Source organism: Stenotrophomonas terrae (assembly GCF_039674165.1).
GTDB lineage: Bacteria > Pseudomonadota > Gammaproteobacteria > Xanthomonadales > Xanthomonadaceae > Stenotrophomonas > Stenotrophomonas terrae_A.
The window spans coordinates 115572-127716 of the sequence record NZ_JBDJMY010000009.1; the positions used below are offsets into that span (position 1 = coordinate 115572).

The 12145-nt window shown below is 56.4% G+C and carries 11 protein-coding genes; 4 read left to right on the top strand and 7 right to left on the bottom strand.

Translation table 11 applies throughout. The features are described 5' to 3' along the window. Positions 1–19: 19 nt before the first annotated feature. Together ABE493_RS06385 and ABE493_RS06390 are read right to left on the bottom strand one after the other, a co-directional pair. Complete coding sequence (locus ABE493_RS06385) at positions 20–886, bottom strand: prepilin peptidase (RefSeq protein WP_346498102.1); 867 nt, start codon at positions 884–886, stop codon at positions 20–22. Positions 887–889: 3 nt separating this feature from the next. Beyond that, positions 890–2146, bottom strand: coding sequence for a type II secretion system F family protein (locus ABE493_RS06390; RefSeq protein WP_346498103.1), 1257 nt, complete (start codon positions 2144–2146; stop codon positions 890–892). Positions 2147–2493: 347 nt separating this feature from the next. On the opposite strand from ABE493_RS06390, the gene ABE493_RS06395 reads away from it, so the two are divergent. From ABE493_RS06395 to ABE493_RS06405, 3 genes are all read left to right on the top strand, one after another. Then, a complete protein-coding gene (locus tag ABE493_RS06395) occupies positions 2494–2916 on the top strand; it encodes a pilin (protein WP_346498104.1) in 423 nt (140 codons plus the stop codon). Positions 2917–3017: 101 nt separating this feature from the next. After that, positions 3018–3422: a pilin gene (locus ABE493_RS06400; RefSeq protein ID WP_346498105.1), complete on the top strand. Its 405-nt coding sequence runs from the start codon at positions 3018–3020 to the stop codon at positions 3420–3422. Beyond that, the gene (locus tag ABE493_RS06405; RefSeq protein WP_346498106.1) at positions 3413–5302 is read left to right on the top strand and encodes a hypothetical protein; all 1890 of its coding nucleotides are present in this window, start codon (positions 3413–3415) and stop codon (positions 5300–5302) included. The genes ABE493_RS06400 and ABE493_RS06405 overlap by 10 nt, the downstream gene beginning before the upstream one ends. Before the next feature lie 52 nt (positions 5303–5354). On the opposite strand, the gene ABE493_RS06410 is transcribed toward ABE493_RS06405, so the two are convergent. From ABE493_RS06410 to ABE493_RS06430, 5 genes are read right to left on the bottom strand one after another with little or no spacing between them, the layout of a single operon-like run. Next, positions 5355–6533 (bottom strand): glycosyltransferase, encoded by a 1179-nt coding sequence (locus tag ABE493_RS06410; protein ID WP_346498118.1) that lies wholly within the window; start codon positions 6531–6533, stop codon positions 5355–5357. Beyond that, a complete protein-coding gene (locus ABE493_RS06415; RefSeq protein WP_346498107.1) occupies positions 6520–7350 on the bottom strand; it encodes a class I SAM-dependent methyltransferase in 831 nt (276 codons plus the stop codon). Before ABE493_RS06415 ends, ABE493_RS06410 begins: the two co-directional genes overlap by 14 nt. After that, positions 7347–8291 carry a lysylphosphatidylglycerol synthase domain-containing protein gene (locus ABE493_RS06420; RefSeq protein ID WP_346498108.1) on the bottom strand — a complete coding sequence of 315 codons (945 nt, stop codon included), beginning with the start codon at positions 8289–8291 and terminating at the stop codon, positions 7347–7349. Before ABE493_RS06420 ends, ABE493_RS06415 begins: the two co-directional genes overlap by 4 nt. After that, positions 8288–9106: a class I SAM-dependent methyltransferase gene (locus ABE493_RS06425; RefSeq protein ID WP_346498109.1), complete on the bottom strand. Its 819-nt coding sequence runs from the start codon at positions 9104–9106 to the stop codon at positions 8288–8290. The genes ABE493_RS06420 and ABE493_RS06425 overlap by 4 nt, the downstream gene beginning before the upstream one ends. 27 nt (positions 9107–9133) lie before the next feature. Then, the gene (locus ABE493_RS06430) at positions 9134–9991 is read right to left on the bottom strand and encodes a glycosyltransferase family 2 protein (RefSeq protein ID WP_346498110.1); all 858 of its coding nucleotides are present in this window, start codon (positions 9989–9991) and stop codon (positions 9134–9136) included. A gap of 121 nt (positions 9992–10112) precedes the next feature. On the opposite strand from ABE493_RS06430, the gene pilB reads away from it, so the two are divergent. Next, positions 10113–11840, top strand: a complete 1728-nt coding sequence (pilB, locus tag ABE493_RS06435; RefSeq protein ID WP_346498111.1) for a type IV-A pilus assembly ATPase PilB — start codon at positions 10113–10115, stop codon at positions 11838–11840. Positions 11841–12145 lie beyond the last annotated feature (305 nt).

Here is a 12145-nt window from a genome sequence, read left to right on the forward strand (position 1 = left end):
CATTGTCGCTGGTGATTGATTATTGCTGTAGCCCTGCCAGGCGCATGTAGCCGCCTATCATCTGGTCGCCCCACATGAAGACCAGCCAGCCTGCGATGGCCAGGTAGGGGCCGAATGGAATCGGCGTGGCGCGGTCGCGCCCGCGCGAGTACAGCCAGATCGAACCGATAATGGCGCCGACCAGGGAGGACAGCAGGATGATCGGCAGGATGCCCTTGAGTCCGCACCAGGCGCCCAACGCGGCCAGCAACTTGAAGTCGCCATGGCCCATGCCTTCCTTGCCGGTGATCTGCTTGAACAACCACCACACCGTCCATAGCGACAAGTAGCCGACCGCGGCACCAAGCAGCGCCGGTTTGGCGGGCATGTAGAGGTTGTCCATGCTGCCTATCAGGCCCAGCCACATCAGTGGCAGGGTGAGCTGGTCGGGTAGCAGTTGGGTGCGCAGGTCGATGCCTGACAGCGCGACCAGGAAGCAGCTCAGCACGATGGCGCCAAAGCCCTGCCAACCGAAGCCGAACTGCCAGACGCTGGCCAGCACCATCAAGCTGGTGACCAGTTCCACGATCGGGTACTGGATGGAGATCGGCGCTTGGCAATGACGACACTTGCCACGCTGGATCAGCCAGCTGAACAGCGGAATGTTCTCGTACCAGCTCAGCTTGTGCTTGCAGTGCGGGCAGTGCGACGGCTCCACCACGATGCCCGGCGGCGGCGGCTCATAGATATCGGGCTCTTCGAGGATTTCGCGCGCATCGCGCTTCCACTGCCACTCCATGCGCTTGGGCAAGCGCAGGATCACCACGTTGAGGAAGCTGCCGATCAGCAGTCCCAGTCCGGCCGCGGCGGGATAGCCGAGACCGGGATGCTGGTCGAGAAATGCCATGTGTTAGATCACGGATGCCAGTTTGAAGATGGGGAGATACATGCCGATGACCATGCCGCCGACGATGGTGCCGATGAATACCATGATCATGGGTTCCAGCAGGCTGCTCAGCGCGTCAACCGCGTTGTTCACTTCCTGCTCGTAATATTCGGCAACCTTGAACAGCATCGCGTCCAGCGCACCGGCTTCTTCGCCGATGGCGGTCATCTGGATGACCATGTGCGGGAACAGGTTGACCTGTTTCATCGCCATGTTGACCGGGTAGCCGACGGCGACGTCGTCGCGCATTCGCAGAACCGCTTTTTCGTAGACGCTGTTGCCGGTGGCGCCAGCAACGATGCCGAGCGCTTCAACCAGCGGGACACCGGCCTTGAAGGTCACGCCAGTCGTGCGCGCGAACCGGGCGATTGCGCTGTTGTGCATGATCTGGCCGATGATAGGCACTTTCAGAATCAGCTTGTCCATCGTGTGCTGCATGGCTGGCGAGCGTTTGTAGGCAAATAGGAAGCCAACTATTGATCCAACTAGGACGATCAAGATGAGCCACCACCATGCGACCATGAATCGCGAAAGGCCCACAATCATCTGGGTGAACGCAGGCAGTTCGGCGCCAAAGCCCTTGAACACGTCCTCGAACTGCGGCACCACCCAAACCAGCAGGATGGAGCTCACCAACAGCGCTACGGCAACAACCATCGCCGGGTAAAAAAGCGCTTTTTTGATCTTGCCCTTCAGCGCTTCGATGTTCTCTTTATAGTTAGCAACCGTATCAAGCACGGTTTCCAGTACACCGGCGCCTTCGCCGGCCTTCACCAGGTTGCGGTACAGCTCATCGAACTGCACCGGGTGCTTGCTGATCGCCTCATAAAGCGACGAGCCGCCTTCGATATCGGCCCTGATTTGGCCGACCATCTTCTTCATCCGTGGGTTCTTTTGCCCATCGCCGATGATTTCAAGCGAACTCACAATCGGCACGCCGGACTTCATCATTGTCGCCATCTGGCGACTGAAGAACGCGATTTCCTTGGCCGTGATTCTTGAGCCGGCAGCGCCAAACAGAGGCTTCTGTTTTGGCTTTACTACGGTCGCGGTGATTCCCTGCTTGCGCAGCTCCGCGCGAACCATGTTCAGGTTCTTTGCCTGCTGCTCACCCTTCATCTTCACGCCGCGTTTGTCTGTTCCCTCCCAGACAAACGGCAGCAACTGATTGGTGTTGCGCGCTATGGGGTCGTTCTTGACTGCATTACGAGTGGCGGACATCGGTTTGGGCTCCCCGCCCAAGCCTTCCCCAGGCCGGGCATCTGTCTGCATGGTATCTGCTTCGATACGAACTGGCACGTATCCAATAGCCGGCTCAGAGCGATTGTTGCTATCGAAAGGCGGGGTGTGTCACAAAGTGACGTGTTGCGTCACAAAGGGGTGTGGCGGGCAAAACCGGAGCTGGGGGCTTCCATTCCTGAGCGTTGCTGCCATCATTGTGGTGGGGAGCTGGGGAGCTGTCTGAAACTTGGCATGCATCCTGCTTTGCACTACCCCGCATGGGAGGGAGTCTGCCTATGCGGCTTTCACCCTCGTCAACTATTAAAAACCTCTAGGGGATGTACCTAATGAAGAAGCAGCAGGGTTTTACGCTGATCGAACTGATGATCGTTGTTGCGATCATCGCCATCCTGGCCGCCATCGCGCTGCCGGCTTACCAGAACTATGTCGCCAAGTCGCAGGTCACCGCTGGTCTGGCTGACATTCGTGGTGGTATCACCGCGTTCGAAGAGGGCATCCAGTCGGGTACCCAGACCACCGCTCCGACCGCGCTTTCGCTGGGTCTGGCTTCCTCTACCCCGCGTTGCGCTATCGCTGTAACTGGCGCTTGGGCAGATGCTGCAAACCAGAAGATCTCTTGCACGTTGAAGGGCAATCCGAAGGTCGCCGGCTCGGTTGTTCTGCTGACCCGTGACGCTTCTGGCGCATGGAACTGCACCGCAACCGGTGCTGTTGATTCCAAGTTCCTGCCGGCTGGTTGCACCAAGTAATTTTTATTACTTGTTGTAAGGAAAGGGGCGGATATCGCCCCTTTCTTTTTGTTAAAAATTGGACTTCTGGTATATCGATTCGATAGAAAGGGGGGGGGGGGATGAGCAGGAATGAAGGGTTCACCTTGATTGAGTTGATGATCGTTGTTGCAATTATTGCTATTCTGGCGGCAGTAGCGTTGCCGGCATACCAGAATTACGTAGCGAAGGCGCAGGTTACTGCGGGTCTGGCTGACATTCGTGGTGGCCAAACAGGGTTCGAATCGCATGTGCTTGTCGAGAGCGTTGCAACCTTCGATCTTGTTGATATTGGGCTTCCTCCGACTACGCCGCGGTGCGATCTGTCAATGGACTCGGGAGATGCGGGGTTTATCCGTTGCCGCTTGAAAGGCAGTCCATTGATCGCGGGAAAGACTATTGAGATTGCGCGTTCCGCTTCCGGGGCTTGGCAATGTAAAGTGGATGCTAGTATCTCATCCAAGCTGTATCCGGCTGGTTGCAGCTGATTATATTTGGCGAGATGCGCTTAGCGATTAAAGGGCTGGGAATGGTCGGTCGTATGGCGTTAATTCGCTCCGTTGGGTTGGCTGCATTAGCGGTGGTGGTTGCTGCTGTTTATTGGCCAGGATTGAGCGGGCCTTTCATATTTGATGATTTTCCTGCGTTGGTGGATAACAGCAGGGTGCATGTCGAGGCTCTTGGCTTCGGCGAGCTGTGGAGAGCTGCCTTTAGCTTTGATCCAGGCGGTACTGGTCGCCAGCTGGCGATGTTGAGCTTTTCACTTAATTATGCTCTCGATGGTTTAAATCCATGGGGTTGGAAACTGGGTGGGTTGCTAGTTCACCTGGTAAATACAATCTTGGTGTATGCACTATGTGTCAGATTGCTCGCTTTGGCGGGGGTGGGGCGGCTTCTGCGTTGGTCAGCTGCTGCAATTGCGCTGCTATGGGCCGTGCACCCTTTGCAAGTTTCCACCGTGCTATATGTAGTGCAGCGCATGGAAACCCTGTCGCTGATGTTTGTCTTGCTGGCGCTGTTGGCTTACTTGCGTGGTCGCCAGGCGCAGATACAGGGTGCCCGAGGCTGGGTGTGGCTTGCTCTGTGCGCGCCATTGCTGTTAATGGCGCTCGGGGCGAAAGAAACTGCGTTGTTGCTGCCGTTGTACACATTGGCGCTGGAGTTGACGCTACTCCGCTTTGATGGGTACACATCAGCTCAAAAGCGATTTTGGCGTTGGGGTTACGCGATCGGTTGCTTGATCGTGTTGGTCGTGTTTGTTGCGGTGGTGATTCCGGCCTACACGGCTCCGCAAGCCTATGCGATACGCGATTTCACCGCTGGCGAGCGTGTGCTGACTCAGCTTCGTGTGCTACCGATGTATCTCGGGCAGATTCTATTTCCCTCGCCTGCGCTCATGTCGTTCTATTACGATGATCTTCAGGCGTCACGTGGGCTGTTTGAGCCGATTACTACTATTGCCGGTGCGCTCCTATTGCTTGCGCTGTTTGCAGTCGCTTGGATATTCCGCAGGCGTGCCCCGTTGTTTAGTTTGGGTCTGTTGTGGTTCTTTGTCAGTCATGCAATTACTAGCAATGTATTGGCGCTGGAGTTGGTGTTCGAGCATAGGAATTACTTTGCGATATTGGGTATTCTGTTGGCGGCAGCTGACCTGGTGCGGCGTATTCCTGTGCGCGACGGCCCTGGTATAAAAATAGCTGCTGTCGCAGCGCTGGTGTTGGGTGTGGGATTTCTTGGGGTAGTACGGGCAGCTACCTGGGGTAACGTGCTGCTGCTTTCAACGGAGTTGACGCACGTGAATCCTGATTCAGCACGTGCTGCGCAAGATCTCGGGATTTTATACAACGCGATGTCGGACGGTGATGTTGATTCGCCATTTTTTGGTTTTGCGGTCGCTGAGTTGGAGCGTGAATCGAAAATGGACTGGGCGACTGTTCTTGCGGAGCAGTCATTGATTCTGTTGCATGCTGAGAACAACCTGCCGGTCAAGCCGGAGTGGTGGAGTCGGCTGCAGTTTCGCCTTCGGGATCGACCTATTGGTCACGAAACGGTGGGCGCCATGTTTCGCTTGCTAGATCGACGTATGGCTGGCGTGAGGATGGATGATTCTGCGCTGTCTAGTGCTTTTGACATGCTCTTTGAGCGGAAACCAATGCCGCCGTATAGTTATGGGGCCGTCGCGCTTCATGCGCTGAAATATCAGAATGACACGGCGCGGGCTAAACGCTTGCTGGTGCGGGCAGTGGATGGTGCCGCCCCTTACCCGGGGTATCTGCAGTCGTTAAGTGAGCGCCTCAGGGAAGGGGGTAATTCAGATGTGGCGGATTGGCTGGATATTGAGGCGGCGAAGTCGCGCAAGCTACAATAGATACTGGTGGATTGCACCGCTGTCTTTCGAGTCCGCTATGCGTTGAGTAAATTCACTGTTCTGGTGCAGTTGAGTTTATAAGTTTATTAATAACTCCTTTCCAGATGAGCGTAAGCGCTTCGCTGGATAGGTATTTTTGGTGATAAACGGCGGCGGCGGCACCCATCTCTCTTCTTTGGTCCGGCGCATTAGCTAGCGTCTGGATGGCACTGCTCAGCGAATCTACATCGCTTGAGATTGCCATTAGAGGGGGGGGCGGAGTGTTCTCCGGTAAACCGTAATTGTCCTGTGATATGACAGGCTTGCCTGCAGCGAGGGCTGAGTAGATTTTAAATGGCAGCACTCTGGCTGCCTTGCCGTCCCCGCCAAATACGCCGAGGCAAATATCCGATTGCTCAATATTCTTGGCGATAACTTCCTTTGGTTGCCATGCGCGTAGCCATGTGACGGACTGATTTGCTCCAAGCCAAGGACTGGCGTCGGTCGCTTGCTGCCCATCTCCGATCAACGTGAACTCGATATCGTGGGCGTTGCGCAAGGCGTGGATGGATTTCGCTATTAAGGTGGTTCCCTGCAGGGGCACGAAAGTTCCAACGAAAATGACGTTCACCCTGTTGTCATCATCGTTTTTTTTGGGCGGGCGAGGGCGGTCGGGGAGCGGTTGCAGCGCCAAGGGCAGGGCGCGAATCCGGTCCCGCGCCACGCCGAATGTAAGGCTGATGTGTTCGGCGTTCTTGGTTGTGTCTGAAACTACCATTTCAGCGGTGCGAAGTGCACGCGACTCAATGGAGAGCAGTATTCGAGAAGCGGTGCTCTTGCTGTTTCCGAGATTTCTATCCTGATACAGAGAGTCCCATACGGTTATATAGGCGTCGCAAATGAATCGTGGGCGGATTCTTTCAGGTAGCCATGATGCCAGCCAGAGAATGAATATTCCTGGGTACGGGACGTAAGTGAGGCTTCTGGCTGGAGTGCGTGCCAGCAGTTTGGCAAGCGATATAAGATTTGAGCTAGCAATTCTTGTGACGCCAACCAAGGCGTCTGCTTTCGATCCACTAGCGAGTTTCCACAGCTTGACGTCTTGGGGTAGCCAGCAACTGTGGTCGATTACAGCTAAATCGTCCAGGCAGGTAAGTATTTTTACTGTGTTCCACGCATTCGGATAGCCGTCTCCGCGCAATCCCGCGCCAGCGATATATATTTTTTTGATGGGTGGCTCAGTCTCTGGCATTTTTTGCAAGCTGTGCTGTTACAACCAAATTCAGGGAATTCTCTTGGTTCTCGCCAATGATAAAGTCGTGCTCATCGAACTCGAATTTTTGAATTGCAACGGAGTGGGCTGGTTTGAATTTCCCGATGACACGGTGGACAAGGTTGAGCGCACCGATACGGATAAAATCTGGCATGCCGGGGAGTGTGGCGGGAAGGCAGAGCCATTTGGTGCGTGAGTATCGCTTTATTTCTATGGACGCAATTTCCCGGCGGGCTCCCATCTGCAATGCCTGTGTCACCGTCAGGTGCCGATTGATGAGTTTGACGAGAGTGCTCATGTCATATTCGCGCAGATGCCATCTGTTCCATGGCTTTTGACCTGGGAGCAATCGGTTCTTTCTGTCGGGTGTGATGACGACCAAGGTGCCGCCCGGCTTGAGAAGTCTCCTGGCCTCGCGTAGATAGCCATCTTCGTCACTGACGTGCTCTATGACTTGAAATGAAAGTACAACATCGAAGGAGGCGGTAGCGAACGGGAGCTGTTTGCTGGGGTCAATTTTACGGAAGTGCAGATTCGCATTTTTGAATCTTTCCTTTGCGTATGAAATTGCATCCTCCGCGACGTCTACGCCGTGTACTTCGTTCGCAGTCTTGGAAAGGCGCATGGCGCCGTATCCTGAGCCGCAACCAAGGTCGAGCACCTTCTTTTCACTGCACAGTTTCTCGACGAAGCCGTAGCTGGCGGCGTGCATTGCATAGATCGTATAAGCTCCGATTGAATGCATGTACACATCCTCAATGACGCGTTCGCCGGTTGGCTCCAGGTCTATTCTCATGTCAGCATCTGCTTTTTTCTATTTATATGGTTGGAAAGTAGTACGCTGGCCGAAAAGACAATCAGATCGCCAAGCATGGTGCTGGCTCGTGAGAGCATTACCAGCTGGAGAATTTTTTCATCACTGCCATTTCCTGTCAGTACCAGTAGCATTACGCCCTCGCGCGCGCCAAGGCCAGCAGGTGCGCCAGGAGCCAGAAAGCCAAGGATCCACGCTATGGCGAAAGCAGAAGTGGCGGTCCCGTAGCTTACGCTGGATAGACTAAGCGCCAGTGCCAGCAGCCATATCCCAATACCAATGATCAGGTAATTGCAGCTGTATGCGGCCAGTGCTTTTAGCGTAGTTGACGGACCGGGGAGGCCGCCAGTCATGTAGAGGAACTTGCTTATAGGTCCATTTTTGCGAGCACTACTTGGGGGTACATTGATGCAGAAAATAAGAATGCCAATGCAACTCAAAGCTAGAGCAGTGAGGAGGACGGGTCTGTAATGGCCTACGGTAGAGTGCCAAGTCGCCGGTGCCAGAAATAATATGCCGATCAGAACGCTGGCGGCTGCGGCCAGCAAGGTTTCCTGGACGATTGTCGTGGCATATGGCCGCATCAGCATCCCGTGCTTGAACGAATAGGCCGCGCGGCAGATGTGCTGCGCGATGTTTCCGGGCACATACTTCGCCAGTTGGGTAATGCCGATAAATACGGTGAGTTGCGTGGGACTCCAGTTCTGTCCCTGGCGCAGAAGTAGTTGGCGCCACGCCAGTCCAGTCAGAGGATATATGGCTGTGTAACAGAGGCTGGCCGCGAGCAGTGCGCCGAGCACGCTTGTCTTGTTTGGCGTTGCTATCAGAGTGTTGAGGTCCAGGTGCTGCAAGCAGAACCATAAGAAATATCCGCCTAACGCCAGCGACACCAGGAGGCTGCAAATTCGCCACGCAAGTTTCATTGGCGACTAGCCATGACAAGGTAGCCACTGCCCCAGTTGCGGCCTTTGGTCAAAGACTGCAAGCCGTCGGCTAAGGATATGATTGCTCTACCTGACAAGGTGTTGATCCACCTGTTCAATTTAAGATAGCTGCGGCGATCTACGCCACTGGAGGCGGTGGCATCGCCCTTTGACTGGCTCTCCGCTTTATTCAGCATTCTTTTATACGCGATATTGCCCAGCGCTTCAGTAGCATTTGCCAGGGGGAATCCATAGCACTCGAAGTACTCAATTTTCAGGCCGTGCGCAGCAATCAATTCTCTCAATTCGCTATGGTCGTAGCGGCGCCAGTGGCCTGCCCACACATCGCCGGCTCCCCAGCGTGATCGGTGAGCTGGCACTGAAATAATCAGAGACCCCTTGGGGCTAAGCCATTGCAGCCACTCTTGAAGTGCGGCATCGTGGTCTTCGATATGTTCGAGGACGTCGAAAGCACAAACGATGTCGAATTTTCCGTGCCAGCCAGACTCAGGGCTCGCCAGCACGCTGTGTGTACTTTGTACAGCATTCGCCAGCTGTGTCGCCATCGAAAGTGCCTTCAAAGAGGTCTCAAGCCCCTTTGCGTCGTAACCCATGCGGCTCAGGTCGCACAATAGTGCTCCGGCACCGCAACCGATTTCCAGTAGTGCTGCGGGCGGGCGACATTTCTTGAGTAGGGACAGAATGCGTGCCCGGCGCAGCAGGTAACGAAGCGGCGGCGCCCACCCCAAGGCAGGTGCTATGACCCCCATTCTCTCAGAATAAGTAGTCTGCTCTGCTGGAATCTGATCTTTCATGTGCTTGGACTGGTATCTGCTTGGCCTTCAGCTGTCACGACGATAAGTAAGATTGGTTATCTGCTCTGAAATGAGTCCGATCAAGAAAATAATGACCGCGGCGCTGAACAGTAAAGTGCTCATGTTCGTCAGCCGATGCACAGTCGCAAACGTATAGCCGTAGTAGGCAGCGCCTGTCATGAAGAAGGTCAATGCGATTGGCCCAAACAACTTCATCGGCGAATACAGCGTCGCGATCTTGAAAATGATCAGCAAAAATCTTATGCCATCCTTGATCGGCCGGATATGGCTGCCATTACCGACACGCTTGGCTACCGGGATTGGCACATAGGCCACCGGGTAGGCGCTGCGGAAGAACGCCATCGTGCTGGTGGTTGGGTAGCTGAAGCCGTTCGGTAGCAGGTGCAGGAATTCGCGGAAGCGCTCGGCGCGCACGGCGCGGAAGCCGGAAGTGAGGTCGTCAATGCGGTGGCCGGTCATATGACTGGCAAGCTTGTTGTAGAAGGCATTGGCCAAGCCCCGATGCAGATTGGCCTGGCCGCTGCTGTCGCGGGCGCCGACGACCATGTCGTAGCCTTCGTCCAGCTTGGCCAGCAGCTGGGCGATATGGCCAGCGCTGTGTTGACCATCGGCGTCCATGAAGACCAGGATCTGGCCGTTCGCGGCGCGGGCGCCGCGCTTGATCGCCGCACCGTTGCCCATCGAGTACGGGCTGCTCAGCACGCTGGCGCCTTGTTCGCGGGCGATGGCGGCGGTCTGGTCGGTTGACCCGTCATCGACCACGATGATCTCGGCGGACGGATACGCTGCGCGCAGTTCGGGCAGGGTCCGTTTCAACCCTTCGGCCTCGTTCTTCGCAGGCAGGATGATGCTCAGTTCACGCACGTTTGATTACCGGTAGTTCTCCCCGCCGCCATAGTAGCCGGGTTGCCGGCCTGGGTGCGGATGGACTGACGGTTTACAGGGGCTTGAGGTAATCTGGGGGCTGCTTTCAGGGGACGCCTCAATGAATGTTGCCAACGTAAACCTCGTCGGAATCACCGGCATCGCCCGCCGGCTGGTCCAGGATGGTGCCTTGGACGAGGCTGTTGCCCGTACGGCCATGACCCAGGCAGGCGACGCCAAGGTGCCGTTGGCGCAGTGGCTGGCTGACAAGAAGCTGGTGAGCGCCGCGCATATGGCTGCTGCCAACGCCATGGAATTCGGCATGCCCTTGCTGGATGTGTCGGTGTTTGATGCCAGCCAGAACGCGATGAAGCTGGTCAGCGAGGAATTGCTGCGCCGGCATCAGGTGCTGCCGCTGTTCAAGCGTGGCGGCAAGCTGTTCGTGGGTACCAGCAACCCGACCCAGCAGCTGGATGAGATCAAGTTCCAGACCAACCTGGTGGTCGAGCCCATCCTGGTCGACGAGGAGCAGATCCGCCGCACCCTGGACCTGTGGCTGGCCAGCAACGACTCGCTGGGCGACAGCCTTGGCGGTGACGATGAGGGCATGGGCGACCTGGACGTCGCCGCCGGTGACGAGGACATGGGCAGCGGTGGCGACACCGGTGTGGATGCCAAAGGCGATGACACCCCGGTCGTCAAGTTCGTCAACAAAGCCTTGGTCGATGCCATCCGCAAGGGCGCTTCGGATATCCACTTCGAGCCTTATGAAGATGATTACCGGGTGCGCTTCCGTATCGATGGCCTGCTCAAGAGCGTCGCCAAGGCGCCGGTGAAGCTGAACCAGCGTATCGCCGCGCGTCTGAAGGTGATGGCGCAGCTGGATATCGCTGAAAAGCGGGTGCCTCAGGATGGTCGCATCAAGCTCAACCTGTCCAAGAGCAAGCAGATCGATTTCCGTGTCAGTACCTTGCCGACGCTGTTCGGCGAAAAGATCGTGCTGCGTATCCTTGACGCCAGCGCTGCCAAGCTGGGCATCGACAAGCTTGGTTATGAGCCGGACCAGCAGAAGCTGTTCCTGGATGCCATCCACAAGCCTTACGGCATGGTGCTGGTAACCGGGCCGACCGGTTCGGGTAAGACGGTGTCGCTATATACCGCGCTGGGCATCCTCAATGACGAGACCCGCAATATCTCCACCGCCGAGGACCCGGTTGAAATCCGGCTGCCCGGTGTGAACCAGGTGCAGCAGAACAACAAACGCGGCATGACCTTCGCTGCCGCGCTGCGTTCGTTCCTGCGACAGGATCCGGACATCATCATGGTCGGCGAAATCCGTGACCTTGAGACCGCGGAAATCGCGATCAAGGCCGCGCAGACCGGTCACATGGTGCTGTCAACGCTGCATACCAACGATGCGCCGCAGACCATCGCGCGTCTGATGAACATGGGTATCGCGCCCTACAACATCACCTCGTCGGTGACCCTGGTGATTGCCCAGCGCCTGGCGCGGCGCCTGTGCTCGAACTGCAAGCGTCCGACCCAGTTGCCGGAGAATGCATTGCTGGCCGAGGGTTATACCGCTGAGCAGATCGCCAAGGGCATCAATCTGTTCGAGCCGGTGGGTTGTGATGAATGTACGGAGGGCTACAAGGGCCGTACCGGTATCTATCAGGTGATGCCGATGACCGATGACATCGCGGCGATCGTCCTGCAGGGCGGCAACGCGATGGATATCGCCGACGCTGCGCAGAAGATCGGCATCAATGACCTGCGCCAGTCAGCGCTGATTAAGGCCGCGCAGGGCACCACCAGCCTGGCCGAGATCAACCGCGTCACCAAGGACTAAGCCCCCGTAGTGCCGAGCCATGCTCGGCAGGGGCTTTACCAACAATCCCGCACTCGTAGTGCCGAGCCATGCTCAGAGGCTTTACCAGCAATCCCGCACTGTAGTGCCGAGCCATGCTCGGCAGGGGCTTTACCAACAATCCCGCACTCGTAGTGCCGAGCCATGCTCAGAGGCTTTACCAGCAATCCCGCACTGTAGTGCCGAGCCATGCTCGGCAGGGGCTTTACCAACAATCCCGCACTCGTAGTGCCGAGCCATGCTCAGAGGCTTTACCAGCAATCCCGCACTGTAGTGCCGAGCCATGC

What these genes read in the sequence shown, in the direction of transcription:
- ABE493_RS06400 (WP_346498105.1), top strand. Translation starts at nt 3,018, where the DNA reads ATGAGCAGGAATGAAGGGTTCACCTTGATTGAGTTGATGATCGTTGTT.
- pilB (WP_346498111.1), top strand. Translation starts at nt 10,113, where the DNA reads ATGAATGTTGCCAACGTAAACCTCGTCGGAATCACCGGCATCGCCCGC.
- ABE493_RS06415 (WP_346498107.1), bottom strand. Translation starts at nt 7,350, where the DNA reads ATGAGAATAGACCTGGAGCCAACCGGCGAACGCGTCATTGAGGATGTG.
- ABE493_RS06420 (WP_346498108.1), bottom strand. Translation starts at nt 8,291, where the DNA reads ATGAAACTTGCGTGGCGAATTTGCAGCCTCCTGGTGTCGCTGGCGTTA.
- ABE493_RS06395 (WP_346498104.1), top strand. Translation starts at nt 2,494, where the DNA reads ATGAAGAAGCAGCAGGGTTTTACGCTGATCGAACTGATGATCGTTGTT.
- ABE493_RS06385 (WP_346498102.1), bottom strand. Translation starts at nt 886, where the DNA reads ATGGCATTTCTCGACCAGCATCCCGGTCTCGGCTATCCCGCCGCGGCC.
- ABE493_RS06390 (WP_346498103.1), bottom strand. Translation starts at nt 2,146, where the DNA reads ATGTCCGCCACTCGTAATGCAGTCAAGAACGACCCCATAGCGCGCAAC.
- ABE493_RS06425 (WP_346498109.1), bottom strand. Translation starts at nt 9,106, where the DNA reads ATGAAAGATCAGATTCCAGCAGAGCAGACTACTTATTCTGAGAGAATG.
- ABE493_RS06410 (WP_346498118.1), bottom strand. Translation starts at nt 6,533, where the DNA reads ATGCCAGAGACTGAGCCACCCATCAAAAAAATATATATCGCTGGCGCG.